This is a genomic window from Tenacibaculum ovolyticum DSM 18103 (assembly GCF_000430545.1).
GTDB classification, from domain to species: Bacteria; Bacteroidota; Bacteroidia; order Flavobacteriales; family Flavobacteriaceae; genus Polaribacter; species Polaribacter ovolyticus.
In genome coordinates this window covers 171,655-197,131 of the sequence record NZ_KE387166.1, presented here as the reverse complement: position 1 = coordinate 197,131, position 25,477 = coordinate 171,655, and the positions used below count along the sequence as shown (strand labels likewise).

Below are 25,477 nucleotides of genomic sequence, written 5' to 3'. Positions count from 1 at the left end.
TTATTACATACGTTACTACAAACAGCATAAAAAAATGTGAAGTAGTCTACTTATTTTAATATGTCAGGTTGAGCGCAGTCGAAACCTATGCTCAAGTTTCAGTGAAACAAATTGCTTCTTCCGTACCTCCATCGCAATGACGATTGCAAAATCATATTACCCGTTCATCAGCTTTATAAGCTCCACGACGGTGTAATATCCATTGCGCTTCATCTAATGGATTTACACCTTTATAGTCACGAACAATACCTTCCCCTTTAGGGCAAGTATCATATCCATAAAATTGTAATCTAAGTCTTGATTTACCACTCGTTATTGAATTTAATTTTCGACTAAAATCTAATGATGTTGCTACAGGGATTCGTCCTTTTAAACTAAATACCTCATCAATAAACTCTGGAGTATCAAAACTAGCCCTTCTCGTACTTAATTCTGATGTTATTTTCCCTAACAACGATTCATTCGCTTTAATTTCAAAACTTAATATAGGCTCTAATAAATGTGTTCCACCAATTTTTAACCCTTGCATAATTCCCATCGGTGTTGCTAAATTAAAATCACCAGGTCTCGAATGCACATTATGATCTTCTCCTTTTATCAAGGTGATTTTCACATCGGTTACCTCCCACCCTAAAATTCCTTGCGCTAAAGCTTTCGGAATGGTGCGTTCAATTTCATTTTGATATTTAATATGTACGTCATTTTGTGAAACAACACTACGATAACTAACTCCTGAGTTTAACGGAGCGGGCTCTATTAAAAACGTCATAATTGCCCAACAAGGTTTTGGCATCCAATATCGAATATAGCCTTCTGCTTTTTTACTAATTGTTTCTTTATATACTACCTCTGGGTCGGTAAAACTAGCGTTAATTAAAAAACGTTCTTTTAAAACATGTTCTAAAATTTCAATTTGCATTTGCCCCATTAACAACAATTGCAACTCCTTCTCTGCCTTAAACCATTTAAAATTTAAAGAAGGATCTTCTTTATCTAGTTGTTGCAAAGCATCTGCTAACAAATTATAATCTGCATTATCATCAGGAATCACCTGAACACTTAATACAGGAATATGCAATTGAGGTAATTTCGGAATTCCTGCTGGGCTGCCTAAAACATCACCAGATTTTGTTCCTAAAACTCCTGTTATTATACCTATATCACCAGATTTTAAAACAACATTATCAATGTATTTTGTATTATGTAATTCTTTTGTTTGATTAATTTTAGTTTCTAACTGTTGCGTATCATTATATATAGTACTTTTAGAAGATAATTCACCTGAAAAAACTTTTACGTACGCCATCGTACCAAAAACTTTATGATGTTCTAGCTTAAAAACAAAAGCAGATAGCTCTTTTACAGCAGTAACATTAGAGGTTTTACAATAGGCTATTATACCATCTAAAAGTTCGGTTACCCCAATATTATTCTTAGCAATACCTGTATAAATAGGTGTAATTTTATTATTTATTGTTAAATCACGAATACTCTTTACGTATTCATCATCACTAATTGGTTCAGAATTTAAAAAACGTGTTAATAAATGCTCATCACAATCTAAAATATGCTCAATTGATTTTTCTTTAATTTCAGTAGTAGCCCCAGTATTAAAAACAGGCATTATTGTAGCATTTGTTAACCCATCATTTTCAGAAGCGTATAAGACTACTGCTTTTGTTTTTAAATCACGTTCTATCTGAGTTATTGTTGTTTCTGCATCGGCACCTTGGCGGTCAATCTTATTAACAAAAATTAGGGTTGGTATTTGTAGCTCTTGTAAAGAATCCCAAATATTCAAAGTGTGGGCTTGTACTCCCTCTACTGCCGAAACTACTAAAATTGCTGCATCAACAACACACAATGCACGCTCTACTTCACTAGAAAAATCTACGTGCCCAGGCGTATCAATTAAATTAATCTTCGTGTCTTTCCATTCAAATGAAGTAGTTGCGGCTTTTATAGAAATTCCACGTTCTTTTTCAATAGCTAAACTATCAGTATTGGTAGATCCTTTATCTACACTCCCTAGTGTTCTTATAGCGCCTGAATTGTATAAAAAATGCTCGGTAAGTGTTGTTTTACCAGCATCTACATGTGCCAAAATACCTATATTGATAGTTGGTTTTTTCATTCTATGGTGTAATTTGATGTTTATTTTTTGCTTCCCTCGGCAAAATACTAGGAATAACGTAATAATAAGTCTTTTTTTTTATTTAATGGAGACAAAGTCATAAAGTTGGGATACTAATAGACCTCATAGGATTTAGAAATCTGTGAGGTCTTCATGTCAGGTTAAGCCCAGTCGAAACCTATTTTAAAATAAAACAGATTGCTTCTTCCGTACCTCCATCACAATGACGTATTGTTATTAAATGCCACAATCAAAAAATAGCAAAATAAGTTTGAAAATCTATGTTTAACAACCTAATAGTTCTCAACTGCGCTCGAACTGAGATTGTAGTTTACAAGCATTCTTAGAAAATACATATCTATATCTTTACCTCTACAAATTGTTGCAAAAAAAACACCTCATAATTAACAATCATGAGGTATTTATAATACTTTAAAATAATGTATATGCTTACCTTCTTAACAGTGAAAAATGTCCTGAAGCATTTCTTAAAAATTGATTTCCTTCGCTATCACTTTCTTTATAATCTACTTTAAACCAATAATCATTACCGGGCATTAAAGCGCCATTATAAGAACCATCCCAACCAATATCTGCTGGTGTTACCTTGTTTATTAGCTTACCAAATCGATCAAATATTTCAATTTTTGCATTCGGATCTATATTTGCTAGCCCAAAAATATTCCATGTATCATTTACACCGTCATTATTTGGTGTGAAAAACTCATTATACCTAAGTAAATAAACATTTATAGTTTCTTGCCAACAACCATCCTCACTTCTTAAACGGATTACTTTTAATCCATCGTCTGGCACCTCAACATTTTCAAAAACAACCGAAAAACTCCCCTCATCATTACTCATCAACTTCCAACCACTAGTATTTTCTAGATAAGCACTGTAATTAACATATTCCGATCCTTTAATAGTAACTGTTACACTTGCCCTATTACCTGATGTATTTGTATTACCTGAAATTCTATAATTTATAGGAGCACTATCTATTATATTTATTTGTTGATATTGAGTAACCTCATTTATACCATCACTAAAAACCCATGCAATTTGTGTAGATGAACTTATAGGAAAACTAGTTGTAGTTGTTGCTGTAATACTTCCTCTACAATCATCAGTTGCTGTTGGAGGCATTAAACTATTTAAAACACACGGTATATTTAACGTTTCTAGAGCCACAACATCAGGAATAGGCGGGTTATTATCTGTAACTATTACTTTCTGATTTTGCGTTGTAACATTACCACTACTATCTATATATTCCCAAGTTATTGTTGTTGATGTTATAATTGGAAATGATTCTGTAGTAACACCTATAATTAATCCATCACAATTATCCATTGCTGTTGGAGGGTTAATGTTTTCTACTTTACAAAAAGTAACTACGTCAGGTAATGATACTGCTGTTTGAATCGGCGCAATAGTATCAGTAATCGTTACATCAAAAGTACAGTCTGTTGTGTTTCCATTTCCGTCATCTGCCGTTAACGTAATCGTCGTATCAGTTGTTACAATTGTTCCAACAGCAGGGCTTTGTGTTACTGTAACTGCCGCTGTACAATTATCTGTTGCCGTTGCTAAACCTGTATAGTCTAATAAGGTGTATTGGCAACTAACATCAAAATTTACGGCTTGATTTGCGGGGCAAGTTATACTTGGTGCAATATTATCGGTAATCGTTACATTGAAAGTACAATCCGTTGTGTTTCCGTTTCCATCATCGGCGGTTAAAGTAATCGTCGTATCTGCTGTTACGATAGTTCCTATAGCAGGGCTTTGTGTGATTGTAACTACAGCAGTACAATTATCTGTTGCCGTTGCCAATCCTGTATAATCTAATAAGGTGTATTGACAATTTGCATCGAAATTTACAGCTTGGTTTGCGGGGCAAATTATCGCTGGTGCAATGTTATCAGTTATGGTTACATCAAAAGTACAATCTGTTGTGTTTCCATTTCCATCATCCGCAGTTAGTGTAATAGTGGTATCAGTTGTTACAATTGTTCCTGCAACTGGACTTTGGGTGATTGTAACTACCGCTGTACAATTATCTGTTGCCGTTGCTAATGCACTATAATCTAATAAGGTGTATTGGCAGTTTACATCGAAATTTGCTGTTTGATTTGCGGGGCAAGTTATATTTGGTGCAATATTATCGGTAATTATTACATCAAAAGTGCAATCCGTTGTGTTTCCATTTCCATCATCCGCAGTTAAAGTAATGGTTGTATCTCCTGTTACTACTGTTCCAATAGCAGGACTTTGGGTTACTGTAACTACAGCGGTACAATTATCAGTTGCAGTTGCTAATGCCGTATAATCTAATAAGGTGTATTGGCAGTTTGTATCGAAATTTACGGCTTGGTTTGCGGGGCAAATTATCGCTGGCGCAATATTATCGGTAATAGTAATATCGAAAGTACAATCCGTTGTATTTCCGTTTCCATCGTCGGCGGTTAGTGTAATTGTTGTATCTGCACTTACTACTGTTCCAACAACTGGGCTTTGTGTGATTGTAACTACCGCCGTACAATTATCCGTCGCGGTTGCTAATGCCGTATAATCTAATAAGGTGTATTGGCAGTTTACATCGAAATTTGCTGTTTGATTTGCAGGGCAAGTGATCACTGGTGCTATATTATCAGTTATGGTTACATCAAAAGTACAGTCCGTTGTATTTCCATTTCCATCATCGGCGGTTAAAGTAATAGTTGTATCAGCTGTTACTACTGTTCCTGCAACTGGACTTTGTGTGATTGTAACTACAGCAGTACAATTATCAGTTGCAGTTGCCAATGCAGTATAATCTAATAAGGTGTATTGGCAGTTTGTATCAAAATTTGCTGTTTGGTTTGATGGACAGCTTATTGCTGGCGCGATATTATCCGTAATGGTTACATCGAAAGTACAAGCTGTTGTATTTCCGTTTCCATCGTCGGCGGTTAGTGTAATTGTTGTATCTGCACTTACTACTGTTCCAACAACTGGGCTTTGTGTGATTGTAACTACCGCCGTACAATTATCCGTCGCGGTTGCTAATGCCGTATAATCTAATAAGGTGTATTGGCAGTTTACATCGAAATTTGCTGTTTGATTTGCGGGGCAGATTATCGATGGAGGAATGTTATCGGTAATGGTTACATCAAAAGTACAATCTGTTGTGTTTCCATTTCCGTCGTCTGCGGTTAATGTAATCGTCGTATCAGATGTTACTACTGTTCCTGCGATTGGACTTTGAGTGATTGTAACTGCAGCGTTACAATTATCAGTTGCCGTTGCTAATGCCGTATAATCTAATAATGCGTATTGGCAATTTGCATCGAAATTTGCTGTTTGATTTACAGGACAAATGATTGCTGGTGTAATATTATCGGTAATCGTAACATCAAAAGTACAATCCGTGGTGTTTCCATTTCCGTCATCCGCAGTTAAAGTAATGGTCGTATCTCCTGTTACTACTGTTCCAATAGCAGGACTTTGTGTTACCGTTACTGCAGCTGTACAATTATCTGTTGCCGTTGCTAAACCTGTATAATCTAATAAGGTGTATTGACAATTTGCATCGAAATTTACGGCTTGGTTTGATGGACAAGTGATTGTTGGCGCAATATTATCAGTAATGGTTACATCAAAAGTACAATCCGTTGTGTTTCCGTTTCCATCATCGGCGGTTAAAGTAATCGTTGTATCTGTTGTTACAATTGTTCCAACAGCTGGACTTTGGGTTATCATAACTGCTGGATTACAATTATCTGTAGCAATTGCCAATGCAGTATAATCTAATAAGGTGTATTGGCAGTTTACATCGAAATTTACTGTTTGATTTGCAGGGCAGATTATCGCTGGAGGAATGTTATCAGTTATGGTTACATCAAAAGTACAATCCGTTGTGTTTCCATTTCCATCGTCTGCAGTTAAAGTAATCGTTGTATCTGTTGTTACAATTGTTCCAACAGCTGGGCTTTGGGTTACTGTAACTACAGCGGTACAATTATCAGTTGCAGTTGCTAATGCAGTATAGTCTAATAAGGTGTATTGGCAATTTGCATCAAAGTTTACAGCTTGATTTGTAGGGCAGGTTATCGCTGGAGGAATGTTATCAGTAATAATAACATCGAAAGTACAATCCGTTGTGTTTCCGTTTCCATCGTCTGCAGTTAAAGTAATCGTTGTATCTGTTGTTACAATTGTTCCAACGACTGGACTTTGGGTTATTGTAACTACCGCTGTACAATTATCAGTTGCCGCTGCTAATGCAGTATAATCTAATAAGGTGTATTGACAATTTGCATCGAAATTTGCTGTTTGATTTGCAGGGCAGGTTATACTTGGTGCAATATTATCGGTAATTATTACATCAAAAGTGCAATCCGTCGTATTTCCATTTCCATCATCTGCAGTTAGCGTAATAGAGGTATCTGTTGTTACAATTGTTCCAACGACTGGACTTTGGGTTACTGTAACTACAGCGGTACAATTATCAGTTGCAGTTGCTAATGCAGTATAATCTAATAAGGTGTATTGGCAGTTTGCATCAAAATTTACGGCTTGGTTTGATGGGCAGGTTATCGCTGGAGGAATGTTATCAGTAATAATAACATCAAAAGTACAATCCGTTGTGTTTCCATTTCCATCATCCGCGGTTAGTGTAATTGTCGTATCTGCCGCTACTACTGTTCCAATAGCAGGACTTTGTGTGATTATAACTGCAGCAGTACAATTATCAGTTGCAGTTGCTAATGCAGTGTAATCTAATAAAGTGTATTGGCAGCTTGCATCAAAATTTGCTGTTTGATTTGCAGGGCAAGTTATACTTGGCGCAATATTATCTATCACCGCTGTTAAATCACTTTCTGTTGCTACAAAATGTGTTAAGGCGTCAGGGTCACTAGTTAAAACATCTACGAAATTACTTCCCGAAACAGTACCTTGGTTTGAAACTGTGGTTGTTGTTGGAAAAACCCCTCCATTAACCGTTACATTAAATTTTATAGTCACTGTTTCTCCTGTAGCTAGGTTACCTATATTTACCTGTGTACTTGTATTACCTGCAGTATTACCTACAACAATAGTTCCTGCTGTTGAAGTTACCGAACCTACTTGTAATGTCGTGTTTGTATCTGGTGTATCATTAAACACAACATTTGTTGCTGTAAGTACACCTACGTTTGTAATTTCTACTTCATATGCTATATCTCCTGTACATTGGTTTGTTGTATAAACATCTGTTTTGGTTGCACAAACGGTAACATTTTCATTAAAAGTTATATAAAACACTTCATCTTCAAAGTCTCTATCTCCTCCTCCATATAAATCCTCAATCCCAATTATAAAACTATTAGGATCTGTTGTAGGAGATATCACCATAAAATGCGGTGTTCTATCGTTTTTTGCTCTAATTATTATATTTCTTACATCTGTAGTTAAGTCGTAACTATACCGCGCATTAATTGCATTATTTATAGTTGCAGCAGTAGCAGCAAACCAATCATTTACAGCTCTATATTGAACAATTTTTGTGCTTTCGGTCCAGTTTTCATAGGTATCTACCCAAGTTTGATTTGCAAGAGAAAGAGCCACTACTGGACTTCCGTCTGTTGGTGAGTTTGCAATCATAGCCCAAGTTGTTCCTGCTCCAAAAACATCAGCTGCTAGTGTATTGTGATCTGCTGTATTCTGAAAATCTGGAAACCAATTAAGTTTTGTTCCTCCTCCAAAGTTATCTCCTGTTGTAGCTCCGCCACTATGACTATAGTTGGTTCTTGTTGCATCTGGATTAAATGCTGTTTTAGAGTAAAATGTATTTACTTGTGAACCTCCTACACTCCAAAAAACGGAATTAAAAAATACTAATTCTCTATTTGGGCTTACTATAATATCATCAAACCATCTGTATTTAAAATAATCAATACCTACAGCATCTGTTCCCAGAATAGCTTTAGGAATATTAAGGCTTTGAGCATCTGTTGTATCATAAATATTATAGTCTACCTCATTATTTACACTACTATATGAATCAGAAACAGCATATGGTGTATTACTAGTGTAGTTACCTGTTTGAGATGTTCCTGAATCGTCATCACAGATATAAAAAATAGTACGTCCCGTAATATGTGCATCACCGCTTGGTGATCCTGAATAATTATAATCTCCTAAGAGTCCTAAAAAACTTCCATTGGTAATATGAGATGTAGCAATTCCTTTATCTACCGTATAGGGAGGCATTTTATTACTACCTGTGGTATATTCTAAAGCATCAGGAATATTATTCGCATTATTATCTATATATAAATACACGCCTGGGTGTTCATAATATCCTGAATAGGCTCCCGAACTACTAACTTTATTTGGCAAAAATTGCCAATAATCGCCAATTGTATTTCCATTAGCCGCGGCTACTGCTCCATTAACAAAATAGCTAGCTGGCATCGATGTAACTCCAATAGGCTGCACATCTAGGGCATCTATAATTCCATCATTATCATCATCAGGGTCTATACTATTAATTAGTCCATCACCATCTAAATCATCTCCCGGATTTGTTTCATAAAAATCGGGCAAACCATCATTATCTGTATCAATATCTAAAAAAAAGAAACCTAAAATAGCACTTGCACCTGCTCCTTCACCTAAATAATCTACGGCAATCGTTTTTTCTTGAGCTGTTTTTATCGTTGCAATAGATTCTAAACTTTGTGCTACCGAATTAAGTGTTACAACTATAAAAGCGAGTAGCAATACTAATTTTTTATATACTATAGTAGTAGTGTTGTATATCATAAAAAGTGTTGAAAAATTGTTCTTTAAAGTACTTAAAAATAAATTGCTTTTTTATAAATTAAAAATCTAATAAACAATGGAATGCCTTTTGTATTTCTTAAATTTAAAGGAGTGCAATAGTACAAAAAAAAGAGTCAGTTTATTTTAATATAAACTGACTCTTTTTTGTTTGGTTTAAAAACCTCCTCCTGGGTTTTCTGGACTTTGTGCTTGTGCTTTTAGCGGATTTAAAATTAGAAAAGTTCCTAAAGCTGTTAATGCAGTATACTTACCATATTTGCCTATCTTTTTTAAAGCTTCTTTTCTATTTATTGTTTTTTCTTGAAAATTTATGTCTTTTTTCATTTTAATCAACTATTAATTAATGCTAATTTTTTTGGTATGTACGCCTTGGTTCGATTGTACTTTTACGATGTAAACCCCAATTGGTACGTTTAAATTATTTAGTATGTTTTCTCCTTTAGCCTTTACCGTTTTTCTAAAAATAACAGCTCCATTTATGTTATATAGTACTACCTCAACATTTCCTTTACTAATACCTTTAATCATTAAACTTTTATTAGCTATTGTATAAATTTTCACGCTATTAAAAGAGGGAACTTCAGCCAAATCATTTTGTTTTGTATGTAAATAAAAACGTCCGATTCCGTTTACTTTCTTTGAAATTTCAGCTTTGTAACTTAATTTACCTTCAGCATCTAATTTTGTAAATGTGTTTTTGTCTTTATCTTCTATAAATACCTCAACTCCTTCTGGAAGATCCAATGCATTAATAGCAAAACTAATTTCTTTGTTTGCTTCTGATTTTATTCCGATTGGAATACTCATTTCTTCATAAGTCGATTTTGGTAACGATTGAATCGTAAAGTCTTGTGAATTTTCTGAAGCTACTAATCTTGTAAATACATCAAATGAGGCTCTTTCATAGTTTCCTAAATCGTATCCAGGATCTAATCCTTTTGTAGCAGTATCAAAATACTTAATCGTTGTATTTATCGTAGCTTCTTTTGATTTTGCTAGTAATTGAATACTTGGTGTTTTAGTCTTCGTTGTTCCTCTACTAAAATTACCTCCTGTTAAAGGCTGAACTTTTCTTTGGGCTTCATTAAATACAATACTTGATACTCCTGTTGTTGTTTTAATAAAAAAACCTTGTCCTGGTGCTAATGAGCTTTCAGCTGTTACCAACGATCTACCTGTATATTTACCTTGTACATTATCCCAAACATATACACCTACATTCGCTGGGTTTAGTTTTGCTGTATTAGCATTTACAAAATTTGTTCCTCCGTTTTCATTAATCGGTAAAAATGTGGTGTAAGGATTCCCTATTGCATTCCACTCTGATGCTGCTACTAATTTTGTAACATTTGCTGTTTCTATGGTTCCTGTAAACAGCACACTTCCGTTTGTTGTTCTAGATATTGCATAACTCCTTCCCTTTTCAAAAGTTAGTGCATTTGTAGTTAAATCATCTGTCGTATAATACGTCCATTTTGTACCCGTAGCTTTACTATCATCATAGTAGCCTATTGCATATCTATTTGGAGTCACTGTAGTATTTACGCGAATATTATTTAATGGATTCTCAGCAAATTCTTTAATACTTTGTCCTGAAATAGGTGCTGATACAATACTCCATTCATTTCCTATTAAACCTCCTCGTTCATAGGTTACTTGTCCGTTTGCTGTTCCTTTTACAAATAGCACTCCGCTATTATTAACTGTCGATGTAATACTAACGGTTCCGTTATTCATGAAATCAGAAGTTATAACTGCTGCTCCGTCAGAGGCTATATTAAATTCTGATGCTGCATTAACCGTTAAACTGTTCACCTCAACTGTAATTCCTCCGTTAATAGTTGGTGCAGTAACTACATTAGGTATAAATACATTATCTGTAGCTAAAGGCGCCGTATTATTACTCCAGTTAGTACTTACATTCCAATCTGAACTTGTATTTCCGCTCCAAACAGAAAAAGAACAATCTTCATTATAACTTGCTGTAACATCTTTATTCCAACTAGCATAGTTTCCGGTTCCGGCAGTAACTTCAGTAGTGTTATCTACTTCGATACAAGTAAGATTTGGATTGTTGGTAGCTTCAAAACTAGTTATACTCCCATTGTTTCCATTTTTTATATTTACAGTAGTAAGTTGGTTGTTTTGAATTTGTATATTTTCTAATTTTGAATTAGCACTTAAATCTAAATTAACCAATAAGTTATCATTAAGAAGTAATTTCTCCAATAAAGAGTTATGGCTTAAATCGATATTCCTTAATTCATTTTTACTTAAATAAATCCAATCTAATAAAATATTCGTACTAAAGTCTACCTCAGCAATGCTATTGCCAGTGGCATAAATCTTTTTTAACAATGTATTGTTACTTACATCTAGTCTCGTTATTTTATTTGATACAAATGTTAATTCTTCTAATTTGGTATTTGTACTAATATCTAATGTTGACACCTCACTGGTAAAACATGTTAATTTTTCTAAATTTATATTCGATGTAACATCAAGGGTCGCAATATTTTGAAAACGAATATCAAGTGTTATTAAAGCAATAAAGTCTTCGAGACCTGTTATATCTGATACCTGAGTTGCAGGATTAATTATACCACCTGGTGCAGGTATTGTGTATGGTAGCTCTAATAACGTTACATTTTCAATAGCACTCGTATATACATAATCATCATTCGCAATACCATTACCCATACTTGTAACATTACCCACAGTTACGGTATTACCATCAGCATCATGGGTTTCTAAATAGTTTTCAAAAATAGTATCAGGTACAAATGTTTGGCGACAATCTAACTTATATAAAGTTTGGGCATCTTTATTTACCAATTTAGCATCTGCATATGCTGGATCATCTACTGTTACACAAATAAGGTTTGGATTACCCCTTATATCAAAATCACTTATATCAAGATTCGTATTATTACCATTTTTTATATTTAAACTTGTTAATGCATTATAAGAACAACTAAACTCGTCTAATAACGGATTATGGGAAACATCTAAGCTTATAATTTGATTATATTCAGTATAAAAATAAACAAGCTTTGTATTTTTTGATACATCTAAACTCGTTAATTCATTTTCATATGTATATAAAGTTTCTAAGTTTATATTTTGCGTAACATTTAAGGTTGTTAATTCATTTTCTACACAGTCTAAACTTTCTAAAAGGGTATTTAAAGTAACATCTAAACTACCTATAGGATTCGTATAGCATGAAAGCTTTATTAAAGCCGTATTTTTTGTTACATCTAAACTTTCTATTTCATTTCGACTGCAATTTAAATACGTTAACGCTGTATTTTGTGATACATCAAGAGCTGTTAAACTGTTTTTAAAACAACGTAATTCTTCTAAAGCTAGAAAATCTTCAATACCCGCAAGACTAAAAATACTTTTATTATTTACATCTAAACTTTTAACATTTTCAATTTTTTCGGTAGTTACAATCTTATCATTCGCAACACCATTCCCCATACTTGTAGGATCTCCAATAGTTACAGTAGTACCGTTTGCTGTATGTGTTTCAAGATAATTTTCAAAAACAGTATCAGGCACATTGGTTACCCTACAATCGGTACTGTAATATGCTTGTGCATCTTTATCCCAAGTTTTACTATTAAGATACATTGCTGTAGCATCATCTACCAAAATACAATAGAGATTAGGATTATCCTGTACTTCAACATCTAAATTTATATTGTTTCCGTTTTTAAGATTTAAACTCGTTAAGGCATTATCTTGTAATTCAATTTCACCCAAAAGTGGATTTTGTGTTAGATCTAAACTTATAATTTGATTAGAACTACAGTATAATTCTAGTAATGCTGTATTTTTAGTAACATCTAAACTGGTAAGTGTGTTTTCATAACATTGTAATACCGTTAGTTTAGTATTTAGAGTAACATCTAAATTGGTGAGTTGCGTATCTACACAATCTAAGTCTTCTAAAAGCAGGTTTTTGGTTACATCTAAATTACCTATTGGATTGTCATAGCAAGATAACTTAGTTAATACTGTATTTTGTGTAACATTTAAACTTGTTAATCCATTTCTACTACAAAATAAGGTCGTTAAAAGGCTGTTATTAGAAAGGTCTACAACTGTTAACTCATTATTATCACAAGATAAACTGGTTAATGCAGTATGTAAGGTAACATCTAATTCTGTTAATTCGTTTTTAGAAAGATTAAGGTTTTCTAAACGTATATTTTTAGAAAGGTTAATACTCTTTAGTTTATTTTCTCTAAGCGATAAAATAACCAATGCTGTATTCTTAGAAAGATCAATACTTACGAGTTCATTTCTATTAAGGCTCAATTCTTCTAATGCAATAAAATCTTCAATACCTGTAGCATCTGATACTATTGTTGCTGGATCAGCCACTTGCCCTGGCGGAACAAAAGATCCGTTTATTGATAATGTTGTTACATTTTTAATAGCACTCGTATATACATAATCATCATCAGCAATACCATTACCCATACTAGTTGCATCACCAAGTGTAACAGTATTACCATTAGCATCATGCGTTTCTAAATAGGTTTCAAAAGCAGCATCGGGTATATTGGTTTCATTACCATGTTCACTAAATACAGCAGTATCTGCTTTCCATAAAACTAAGCTAGAAAGGCTTGGATTATCAACTAAAATACATTCTAAATCGTAATTAGCTCTAGCATCAAAAGTACCTATCAATCCGTTTTGGCCATTCCTAACATCTAAAAGAATAAGGTCATTATCGGCTACTGCTACTTGAAATAAAGCGGTATTAAACTTCAAATCAAGTGATGTTAATTTATTAGATGTTAAATAAAGGTTTTTTAAAGCTGTATTCTTTGTAAGATTAATTTGGGTTAATAAATTACTACTACTATTTAATTCTTCTAACGCTGTAAAATCTTCAATCCCTGTAAGGTTTGATATTCCTAAATTAGCAATATTTAAAACCTCTACATTTATAATATTGGCGGTTGTTACTTTATTGTCATCTATCACACCATTCCCCATACTTGCTGGGTCATTTAAAGGTACTATAGCCCCCGTTGCATCATGCGTTTCTAAATAGGTTTCGAAAGTAGCATCGGGTATATTCGTTTCTTGACTATATAAGATATAGTTGAAAAGGACGAAAAAAAGTAGACTTAATTTTTTTATCATAATGTAGCACTAAAATTGTTTTAATAATATCTTAGTAAGACTTAAAGAATCATTATTTAAATTAATCATTGTGTTTAAGTTCTTTTCAAAAACTAATGTTTTGTTAGTTCACAAAAAACACAATACCTAAAACCTATTGCAGTATTTATTTGAGTACCTTAACTACGATGCTCTTTAAATCTTATGATATTTTCGCCAAAAATACATTATCACTATGTTTTAATTATTTTTTTAAGGGGGACAAATAAGGGGCGAACATGGGGACAAATAGGGGGACATACACGAATCAAAAAACTAAAAAACATACACTTACATAATAAATACGTGTAATAATCAATGTTTAAGCACTTCTTTTTTAAGATACTTTTTATATTTGCTCTTTTAACTTAAGAGCTACTTAAAAATGACCAATACAAATACGGCATATATTGTTTGTTTACAGTACAAGATATTTATTTGTCTATTCTTTTTTAATCTTTTGTTATATGGTCAAACAACTACGATTAACGCAGACTCTTTAGACAATACTATTTACGCAGGAAAAAACATTTCTTACTTTCTTGAAGATGGTCGTTCTTTAACGATTGATTCTATTAGTTCTAAAAGTTTTAAAAAATCAGAAAACGATATCTTAAGTTTTGGTTATAGTACCAAAGCTGTATGGTTAAAATTAAGGATACAAAATGCTACGGATACTCCCATTAATAAGGTTTTAAGTATTCAAAAAGCATTACAAGATTCTATTCAGTTTTTTTATAAAGAAAAAGGATCTTGGAAAATGAGCCAATCTGGACAAATGATTAATGAAGCCAACAAAGCGCTTCCTGGTTTTTCCATTTCTTTTCCTGTTACACTTAAAAAAGAAAGTACTCATACCTTTTATATAAGAACCGTAAGTAAATACGGAAAAGTATTTGCCCTAAAGTTACTAGACAACGCTGCTTATGCTAAAAATGAACAGCGCGAACTTATAATAGGTTGGTTGTTAATTGGTATTTTAATAACTATTATAATTTACAATTTTTCTTTAGCCAGAAGTTTAAAAGATCATATATACGATTTTTATTGCCTTTCCGTTATTGGCGCCTTGCTATTACAGTTAGTTTTTAGAGGTTTTTTTAAACATTTTGTTTTAGATAACTCTCCGTTTTTACAAGAATGGTCTCCCATATTTGCTTTTAGTATGGCTACCGTTTTCTCTAGCTATTTTTGCATTCGGTTTTTAAACACCAAAAAATATAGTAAGCAAGCGCATTGGGCATTAATAGGAATTATTGTACTAATTATAATCGCCTTCTTATATCCTTTTATATGTTACGAAGTATTTGGTATTTATACCGATAGTCGTTTGTTAGGCTATTTTGGTATCCTTTTTTCTTTTATTGCCATTTATGCTGGTATAAAAGTATATTTAAAAGGTAATAAATCTGCTCGTTTTCTTATTTATGCATGGGCTGTTTTTTGTGTAACCATACTGTTGTATTCTTTAGCATCATTAAACATAGTACCTCCCAATATTGTAACGATGAATTCTTATTTGGTAGGTTCTGTACTTGAGGTATTTTTACTTTCTTTAGCCTTGGGCGATCGTTATGTGCATATAAGAAAACAGAAAAACATTTTGCGTAAAAATGCAGCTTTGCAAGAACAAATAATTGCCGATAGAAATGCAGAAATTTCGTCTTTAAACCTAGAAACCTTACAATACATAAAGTCGAAACAGCATCTTACCGAAGAGCTAAAAAGAATAGACAAGCAACAAGACGGCATCACCATTAAAGAGGTATTAAATCGTTTGCAAGTTGATAAAATTAAGGATACTCGATTAGAAATTTTAAAGCGTGATATTGATGCGCTTACCATAGCACAAACCAATAAATTAAAATTAAAGTTTCCGAAACTTACTAAGGGTGATATGGAGCTTGTTTCTTTTATTTTATTAGGATTAAAACGAAAGGAAATTGCCATTATTAGAAATATTTCTTTCGAAGCCGTAAAAAAGAATATTTATAGGCTTCGAAAAAAACTAGCCCTAAAACCAAATGAATCACTAGAGGAATTTATTACTTCTTTATAGGCTAGTACAAACGCGATTAATCGCGTTTCAACAGGTAGCAACTCCAAACAAACAGATTGCTTCGGCGTACAGACGTTGCAGTGCAACGTCTCCACACACACTGCAATATTTCCTCTTCTAATATAAACAGAGAGCAAAACAAGTACAGACGCGATTAATCGTGTCTCAACGAGCACCACTCCCCTTTAACTATTTAATAGAAGCCTGTAAACTATCAACCTTTGCCTTTAAGCCAACGATTTCTCCTTGTAATTGTACTATTTTAAAAAGTGAATTATCAGCCAATTGTATTTTTAAGTGACTCTTACGTAAATGAACCCATTTTGTATCGTTAGTCATTAAATCTTCTTTCTCTAATAATTCTGAACAAGCATGTAAACCACGCAACCAACCTATTCTATTTTTTTCTAATAATTTTAAGTTCGTTTCTTTTACCGCTAGTATCTTTTTAGTTTTATTTAATAGCTGTGCTACTCTTGGCACTGTATTTTGCAGTTCTTTTTCTTTAAACGATACTACAATTGGTAATTCCGTTATCGGTTTCTTAAAGTTAAGCACCTTATATAAAGGCTCTAATCTATTTAATATTTTAGCATTATATGTTCTTCTTTCTGCCGATATCGACCCTATCATTTCATACGAAACCTTACAGTATTTTGCTACTGATATATTGGTAATACAAAAGCATGCTTTAATTCTTTTTAACATAATTCAATTTTTTTTTGATTCCTATTTTTTAGTTACACTACCGTACATTTTTATATTTTTTTATTTTACAAACGTACAGCCGTGTACATTTTTGAAAACTTTTATTTTAGGATTGTACAGCCATGTACAATCCTATTTTTTTTATTTTTAAAACTGTACACGCGTGTACAATCCTATTTTTTACATATTTATTTATGTACAAAAAAGCCATAAAAAAAGCCTATTCATAAAAAATAGGCTTTCTCTTTTTAGTTAATCCACCAATGTTGTTTTGTGCGTCTCAATATTTGTAAGTGCCGTTGTAAGTACTACAATTTGTGCTTCAAATTGTTGATGATCTATTTGATCTTCCAAAACATTAATGGTATTATAATTAGCATCTCTGTTTTCTAAAGCTTTTAACTTCGTTTCTTCACGCTCAATTTTTAATTCCAAATCTCGTTTTTGTTTTCCTTCGCCAATTACAGCCAACGCTGCCTGAAAACCACCAATTATTGCTTTTATACTAATAATACCCTCTTTAACCGAAGTAGTTCTTACCGTTTTGTCATCTAACGATTCGCCTAAGTTTCTTAAACGTCTTTCTAACGTTGTTTTTTCAATTTGCGTAATTTTAATAGCCGCATCGCATTCTTTCTTTGTTGTTAACAATCCTAAATTCAATTCCATAATATATTAATTTTAAATGATTACAATTTTTTAAAGGAGCAATTTTCCTTTCTTTTATAAATCTATTTTTTTTCGATTTATTGCCTACTTAACTTTTTGTTAAGTGTATTTTAAGAGAAATCAGCTGAATTTTAACTTTTTGGGCGTAGTATAAGCGTTGCAATGCAACGTCTCAACACCCACAACAGAGTAAGACAAGTAAAGACGCGATTAATCGCGTCTCCACAGGCAGGGTCTCCACAAATAATCGCTCAATTCATTATACAGACGTTGCTGTGCAACTCCTCCACTCTTTCCAATCTCCACCAATAATAAAAATTACCAATTCATAGTACAGACGTTGCAGTGCAACGTCTCAACAAATGCAATTAATCGCATCTCAACGGAAATAAAAAACACTTTTAAACCCTTTACTACTACACCTAAAACTTTTTTATAGCTTCTTATGGCTTTCCGTAGTATTAATCGGTTGGGTTTTATTATTTTTAAACCTCGAGAAAATTGCTAGTACCTTAATACTAAAAATACATCCGACTATGATACGAAACACGTTTATAGGTTTTCAAGAATATTTATATCAAAAAAATGTAGTGTAAGAATTAAACAAAAAAAGCTAAAAGAAAAAAATGACTAAAAAGTTCCCCAACTTAACTCCAAAAGAATCTAAAGGTATTGATAAATTTATTTACAAGAATGCCTTACAGTTAAAAAAAGATGCATTGCTAATTGCAGAAGCTAGAAAATCATACAGCTCTGCTACTTCCCTATTGATCCTAAGTGCAGAAGAAGCAGTCAAATCTATTTTGGTTTTATTGCATATTGAAGGTTATAAGGTTTACAAACTTAAAGAAACCCATAAATTTTTCTTCGATCATAAAATAAGACATCAAATTGCGCAATTAATAGAAATGGGTTCTGGTATCATTAAATCAATGATAAAATATGATGAACAACAACCTACCAAATTATTAAAAACAAAAGTTAATTGGTTAAATGATCTTGTAAATGGTTTCATTGATATCGTCAAAGCTGCTGAACCAATTGTAAATGCAACTGATAGAATAAACAAACTTCAAAAATTTAACGATCTAAAGAATATGGGGCTTTACGTTGATTATAAAAACGCGTTGTTATTACCTCAAACGGAGATAACAGAAAACATTTATAAAGAAACCCTTATCATTACTGAAAACATTTTTTCATTTAATAAAGGACTTCGCATTTTGTTTCATCCAGCTTTAAAAAATCATATAGATATTACAGAAATAAACAAAGGCAAAGAGCTTTTAAAAAGTTTAATTGATGAAGGATTAAAAGATTTTTCATTTAAAGAATTGAGTAAACTTAGTTAAAAACAATTGTTATCATGATAACTAATTATAAAAAAAAGAACTTAAAACTGTTTGCTATATTTATTCTAACGGTATCGCTATCATTAATATTTATAGAACAAATTATTGCTATTTTTTTAAAATTAGGAAGTGGAGTAAATTATAATTCCCTTTCATTTAAAATTGGCTATTTCACTATTTTAGGAGTGATTATAATAACATATGCATATTTTATTAATATAAAATTTATTCATAGTACAAAAAACACCTTTGTGATTTTTTATACTGCTACTATTTATATTTTCATGAAATACGTATTCAATAATGATATTGAATTTTTACCTTCTAACAACCTTATTGTTTATGCAGATTTTATTCTAATTTTATTAATACTACATCTCCTATGTTTAGCTTTTACATGGAAAAAACAAAAGAAAGAAGAAAGTAAAAACTTTTTCATAGAAGATAAGCTATTTAAAAATAAAGAGATCGATAATGAGGCTATTCTAGAAAAATTAACCAATGTGGTTACAAACTTTAAACCTGAAGAGGCTTTTAGTATTGGTATTAATGCGGTTTGGGGCTATGGAAAAAGTAGTTTTTTACATCGGTTTAAGGATGTTTATAAATCTAAAAATTCACGAGAAATTGTATTCTGGTATAGAATATGGAAAAATAAAGGAGAAAAAGCAATTATTGAAAATTTTTTTGGAGAACTTAAACAACAACTATCTCCTTATTCAGGAGAAATATCAAATTCTATTGATAAATATGTTTCTTCTATTTTAAGTTTGTCTAATTCTGATCTAAATAAAATCCTTGAGGTAGGAAAAAATTTATTATCAGATAATGAAACATTAGAAAGTTTTTATGATGATATAAATACAATTATTAAGAAAGTTGATCGACAAATTATTATTTTATTAGATGACTTAGACAGACTTGAAACTGATGAAATATTGCAAACACTAAAACTTATTCGAGCACTATCTGATTTTAATAATGTCATTTTTATTGCGGGTTATGATCGTGAATATGTAATTGAAAAAACTAAAGAAAAAACCTTTAGAGCAAATTATTTAGATAAGATATTTAACGTAGAAATTAATTTACTCCCTTTTAATTCTAGACTAATAGATGATGAACTCTTTAGAAGAGTAGAAATTGCATTTCCAAAAGAAATAGAATGGCAAGATGATAATTTGTTTAATGATGGATTTAAAAATTTATTTCAAAATTTAAAGAATCAGTTAAAAATAGACAATAATTCATCTAATGATATAACCATAGGCAATCTTCTTTCTAATGATAATGTTAAATATACACATTGTGAAATTAACTATGATTATAAAACATTTTTACCGACGTATAGAGATATAAAAAGGTTTTTAAATGAATTTAAATTTAACGCTTCATTTATTGAAAATAAGAGAGTTGGAAGTACAATAGGTATAATTATTAGTGAATACATTTTATTAAAATTGCTTACCTACAAGTATAGAGATGTTAACACAAACATATTTTATAAAATTGATAATTTTTTTATAAAAGAAGAAATTGACCTTGAAGATGTAAGAACTATAAATTTTAATAACGATAACTTTAAGAATGTATATATATATGATAAAGGCGAAGAAGAACTAAAGAAAATATTTCCCGATTATACAATTGATGATATTAAGATTATAGATAGTGTTTTATGTAGGCTTTTTGGTAGGAAACCAAAAGAGTTTTATCAAAAAAACTATAACAGTATTTCAAAAAGATATTACACAGATATATATATAAAGAATAATTTATTAAATAGTATTGTATCTATTACTGATCTTCAAAAAGCATTCAAAAATAATGAATTAAGAGCTTACGTTATTGAGTTGACGAAAAAAATAACTTTAGAAGGAGAATATAATTTAGTTAATGAAATCAAATATTTCATTTTCGATGTGTCTATATCAGTTAAGACTGAGAAAGAATTTTTAGATATACTTAAAACACTTCAAACTTTGTTAAGGAGAGTTAATAGTAATGATAATAATAAAATTATTCAGTTTCTTAATGTGGTTAAAGGGAGACTTTATATTAATGATGAGTCAAAGTTTAAAGAACTAACATCTAGAGTAATGACTCAAAACAAGGTAAATGGAGTTTTAGATTTTCTATTTAGCGATATAAATACAAATATAAAAAGAGTAAAAAGTGGCCTATATGAAAATGCTACTACGTATGGGAATTTACCACTAGAAGAAAAAGAGTTAAAAGAGTTATACTTTAATAAATTATCTTTTTTAATTAAAGAAAAAGATGAGTGTAATAACATATACTCTAACTACTTATTATATATAGAAGCTATTGTTAATGAAAAAAGGATACTTTTTAGTTCCGAAGCAAATAAATTACTGAAAGAAGATATTGAAGAAAGATTTTCAGATTATTTCAATTCTAAACTTTTTGAATCTTTAAAAGTTATTAAAACAGATGATGAATTAGAGGTGTTTAATGGTTACACTCCATTATTTAGCATTGCTCAAATATTTTCTAATTATGAAACATTAAATAAACTTATAGCTAGCCCCCAAGACACTGAACTTTACAATAATTTTTATAAAGAAGGATGGGAAAAATTATTGGCCTTCTTTGAAAATGGAGCTTCTTTAGATAATAGTAAAATAGACGAATTAGATGCATTTATAAAAGCAAAAAATATAATAAAAATGTACATAATTAATGATTGCCAGCCAATAGATAAAAGACAATACAAAAAAGCAATAGAAGAAGAAGATTTACCTTTTTAAAAATAAAATACTATGAATAAATATGTTAAAACAGCTATAGAATGCGTTGAAAACTTCAAAGATTCTAATTGTATTAAAGAAATTTGGGGTAAACATGTAAAAGAAAACTTTGATACTAAAAGCTCTCAAGAAAAATGTTGCCCCAAAAATGCATTTTTAGGTTTATGTGAAGATGGTTTAGTAAAAGGAATTCCAAAAGGAAAATATACCAAGTCTATTAAAAATAAAGAATATGCTTTACAAGCTATTGATATATTAAAGCAAAATACCCAAACTACATTTTTACCGAAAGAATTATGGGAACAATTAGAACTTGGAGACAAAAATCATAACTCTCAAATGGATGTTGTTTTGGGATTGTGGGAGAAAGGTTACATTATATATATATATAGAATAAAAAGCTTACAAGTCCTTTTTTAATGCGTCCATTACTTTTTTCTAACCTCTTATGGTTTTCCGTAAACTTAATTATTTGAAGTTATTTATTTTTAGGCGACTTAAAAAAGTAATAAAAAAAACTCCCATAAAATTATGGGGTAATTAAATTTAATAAAAATCATAATTGCAAAAACCAATGTTGTTTTTGCTCTTTAACAATTATGATTTGATTGCTAAAAAAACAAGAAAAACAATGAAATTAATAGAAATTACAAGTAAAATTAATGTTTGGGATAATTGGGTAAATGCTTATAAAAAATACGTTCCAAAATTCATAGAAGAAGCTACCTCTAAAACAACTTGGCAAGAATGGGACGTTGATGTTTTTAAAGAATATTTCGAAAAATCAAACGACCAGTGTGTCTCTTCTTTAAGACAAGGGTATTTTACAAAAGAAGAACAATTTAAAATAAAAGAAAACTGGAATGAAATAGCCCCGCTATTAAAAGCAATAGCTGAAAATCAAAAAAATCCGCAATGGGATATTTATGAAGCGCTAAAAAAAGCCATAAGAAAGTATACCAAAAATGATATGCGATCGGCTACAAACCGTCTTATTGCAGGTTTACAACCCCAATTATTATCTACTATAGTTAAAGAGAAAAGTTTAAGAGAACTCTATGATTATTTACAAGAAACAATAAAGGAGAGTTTACCAAACTACCAACACAATTGGTTTAAAGACAGCTATACTATTGCATCATTATTTAAACAAAGTCTTCCAGCAGAAAACTTCATGGATTTGATATCTTATCCTTGGCAAGTATATGAGTATTCTAAAAATCCAACCCAAACTAACATCATGAATAAAGAAGAAATTCAAAAATATACGAATCTACTAAGTGCAAAAAAACAAATTATTCTTCAAGGCCCTCCAGGTACCGGAAAAACAAGACTAGCGAAGCAAGTGGCTGAAGAAATATCAGGAACTTTATTTGACAAAGAATTAAATCAAGAACAAGTTGAAATTATCCAATTTCATCCAAGTTATACCTATGAAGATTTTGTAAGAGGAATTACCATAAAAAATGATGAACATGGTAAAATTGAATATAGAACAGAAAATAAAGTTTTAGCTAGTATTGCAGAAAGAGCCTTAAAAAACTATACTGACCATAAAAAGGAAGTAACCGTTTTAAATAAAGAAGCAAAATTAGATGTCCATTTTAATTCATTTGTGGATGCTATTGAGTTAGAACTTGAAGAAAATGACAACTATTTAAATTTAACTGATAATGTAGCCATTGTAAATATTGACGAGGATGCTTTTAGATATAAAGGAAAAGCTGATGGATGGGTTAAAAATGGGAATAGAATGTTGTTTAAAGATATTAAACAAGCTTTTTTAGACGATAATAAAGAACGACAAGATATAAAGAAGAACCCTAATGTATCAGGCTTAGCAAAACAGCATGCTAGTTATTTTATTAGAGTTTTAAATAAATTTCAAAAATTTATAGAAGAAGAAAATTTATTATTTGATGAAATTAGTATAGAAAAAGAACCGCTAAAAAATTATGTGCTTATTATTGATGAAATTAATCGAGCTAATTTATCTAGCGTTTTAGGTGAATTAATTTACGCATTAGAATATCGTGGAGAAGCTGTTGAAAGTATGTATGAGATGGAAGATGGGAGTAGAAAAATAACTTTACCTAATAATTTATACATCATTGGTACTATGAATACCGCTGACAGAAGTGTTGGGCAAATAGATTATGCTATAAGAAGACGTTTTGCTTTTATAGATGTTTTACCTGAAGATTTAACTGGTAAATTAAACGGTTTGGAGTTTGCTACAACGTCATTTAATAAAGTAGAAGAAATTTTTGACAATCATGTTTCTTCAGAATTTGAAAAGAAAGATGTACAATTAGGGCATAGTTATTTTATTCATAAAAAAGAAGCTGATTTTTCAATACAAAAAGACTACGAAATAAAACCAATTCTTCATGAATATATAAAAGATGGAATTTTAGAAGATAAAGATAATTTGAAAGAAAAAATTGCAGCAATATAATGATTGTTCTTAGCGAGCACACTGGGTATTCTACTAAAGAACCTTTATGTTTTAGTAAAGAGGATAAATTAAATTTAGATCAAAAAAGTTTTAATCGTTTTTTTAAAAGAAAACTAAACGAACAACAACTTTGTTATCATATTAATTTTGATAATGATACAAACGAATATTCTTTTGAGTCTTCTTATATGGTTGGAGTAGATTGGGTAGTACCTAATAAAGTTAGTATTCAAGTAATACCTAAACTCAATAAAGAAGAAACTGAAATTAATTTTCTTGCCATGCTATTTGAGGCATTAGAAGAAACTGAAAACCTAAAACATCTTGAAGGGTTATGTGAAATTGATTTTAAATCACCTAAAATTCCTATTGAACAACAACAAGATGTATTAACTCCATTATTAGTAATTCAGTTTTTAAGCGTCTTACAAAGTATTGTAAAAAGAGGTTTAAAAAAATCATATTATAAAGTAGTAGAAAATTTAAATGGTAGTGTTAAAGGAAAAATAAATATAGCAAACACGATTAAACAAAATCATTCTAGAGCGAAATTACAATTTACGAATTGCAGTTATGATGAGTTTGGACTTAACTCTTTAGAAAATAAAGTTTTAAAAAAGGCTTTATTATTTTCAAATGAAATCTTAAATAAATACCTGTTTTTAAAAGAGAATCATACCTGTTTGATAAATTTTGTTTCCTCCTCATTTGAAAACATTTCTAGTGAAGTTTCTATAAAAGAAATTAAAAACAGAAGAAAAAATCGATTTTATAAAGAATATGACACTGCCTTAACATTAGCTGAACAGATACTAAAAAAGTACGATTACAATATTACTAAAACTTCAGAAAGAATAAAGGAAACATATCCTTTTTGGATAGATATGTCGAAATTGTTTGAACTATATGTGTTTAAAAAACTTAGAGAAACTTATCCTAAAAAAGGAGAAATAACCTATCATAAAAAGTTTCATGGTTTAGAACCTGATTATCTATTGAACACAGAAGAGAATGGTAATAAAGTAAAAATGATAATTGATGCTAAGTATAAACCAAAATACAAAGACAGTAATATTTATTTAGCTGATGCAAGACAAGTAAGTGGATACGCTCGTTTAAAATCTATTTATACAGAGTTTGAATTAAAGGAGAGTAAAGAATTAATTGATTGTTTGATTGTATACTCAGATCAATCCCTATCGTATGATATACCTTTTATAGAATTATTTAATAATAAAAAAGAAGATGGTAAATACCTACAACTATACAAGGTTGGAGTTAAATTACCAGAAATATAAAGCTAATCATTCCATATTAAGAGAC

Annotated in this window: 12 protein-coding genes; 6 read left to right on the top strand and 6 right to left on the bottom strand. The window is 31.0% G+C overall.

All coding sequences use genetic code 11. The features are described from left to right. Nucleotides 1–151: 151 nt before the first annotated feature. From H518_RS0118730 to H518_RS0118715, 4 genes are all read right to left on the bottom strand, one after another. Nucleotides 152–2,134, bottom strand: a complete 1,983-nt coding sequence (locus tag H518_RS0118730) for a GTP-binding protein (protein ID WP_028890491.1) — start codon at nt 2,132–2,134, stop codon at nt 152–154. A 450-nt stretch (nt 2,135–2,584) separates the two neighbouring features. Then, on the bottom strand, nt 2,585–8,929 hold the full coding sequence (locus H518_RS0118725) for a T9SS type B sorting domain-containing protein (RefSeq protein WP_028890490.1): 6,345 nt from the start codon (nt 8,927–8,929) through the stop codon (nt 2,585–2,587). A gap of 174 nt (nt 8,930–9,103) precedes the next feature. Then, the gene (locus H518_RS21320) at nt 9,104–9,274 is read right to left on the bottom strand and encodes a hypothetical protein (protein ID WP_169720521.1); all 171 of its coding nucleotides are present in this window, start codon (nt 9,272–9,274) and stop codon (nt 9,104–9,106) included. Between the two features lie 12 nt (nt 9,275–9,286). Next, nucleotides 9,287–14,119, bottom strand: coding sequence for a T9SS type A sorting domain-containing protein (locus H518_RS0118715; RefSeq protein ID WP_028890489.1), 4,833 nt, complete (start codon nt 14,117–14,119; stop codon nt 9,287–9,289). A gap of 403 nt (nt 14,120–14,522) precedes the next feature. Here H518_RS0118715 and H518_RS0118710 point away from each other — a divergent pair, with 403 nt between their 5' ends. Next, a complete protein-coding gene (locus H518_RS0118710) occupies nt 14,523–16,196 on the top strand; it encodes a 7TMR-DISM family protein (protein WP_081411231.1) in 1,674 nt (557 codons plus the stop codon). Nucleotides 16,197–16,385: 189 nt separating this feature from the next. On the opposite strand, the gene H518_RS0118705 is transcribed toward H518_RS0118710, so the two are convergent. Continuing rightward, nucleotides 16,386–16,904 carry a hypothetical protein gene (locus H518_RS0118705; RefSeq protein ID WP_155995271.1) on the bottom strand — a complete coding sequence of 173 codons (519 nt, stop codon included), beginning with the start codon at nt 16,902–16,904 and terminating at the stop codon, nt 16,386–16,388. 252 nt (nt 16,905–17,156) lie between these two features. Next, nucleotides 17,157–17,573: a hypothetical protein gene (locus H518_RS0118700; protein ID WP_028890486.1), complete on the bottom strand. Its 417-nt coding sequence runs from the start codon at nt 17,571–17,573 to the stop codon at nt 17,157–17,159. A 626-nt stretch (nt 17,574–18,199) separates the two neighbouring features. Between H518_RS0118700 and H518_RS0118695 the strand changes: the two genes are divergently transcribed. From H518_RS0118695 to H518_RS20260, 5 genes are all read left to right on the top strand, one after another. Continuing rightward, entirely contained in the window at nt 18,200–18,925 is a 726-nt protein-coding gene (locus tag H518_RS0118695; RefSeq protein ID WP_028890485.1) for an AbiV family abortive infection protein, read from the top strand. 14 nt (nt 18,926–18,939) lie between these two features. Further along, complete coding sequence (locus tag H518_RS0118690; RefSeq protein ID WP_028890484.1) at nt 18,940–21,696, top strand: KAP family P-loop NTPase fold protein; 2,757 nt, start codon at nt 18,940–18,942, stop codon at nt 21,694–21,696. A gap of 12 nt (nt 21,697–21,708) precedes the next feature. Continuing rightward, on the top strand, nt 21,709–22,116 hold the full coding sequence (locus H518_RS20270; protein ID WP_051263871.1) for a DUF6979 family protein: 408 nt from the start codon (nt 21,709–21,711) through the stop codon (nt 22,114–22,116). Between the two features lie 211 nt (nt 22,117–22,327). Further along, complete coding sequence (locus H518_RS20265; RefSeq protein ID WP_240472534.1) at nt 22,328–24,154, top strand: McrB family protein; 1,827 nt, start codon at nt 22,328–22,330, stop codon at nt 24,152–24,154. Next, nucleotides 24,154–25,452, top strand: a complete 1,299-nt coding sequence (locus H518_RS20260) for a 5-methylcytosine restriction system specificity protein McrC (RefSeq protein WP_051263869.1) — start codon at nt 24,154–24,156, stop codon at nt 25,450–25,452. Before H518_RS20265 ends, H518_RS20260 begins: the two co-directional genes overlap by 1 nt. Nucleotides 25,453–25,477 lie beyond the last annotated feature (25 nt).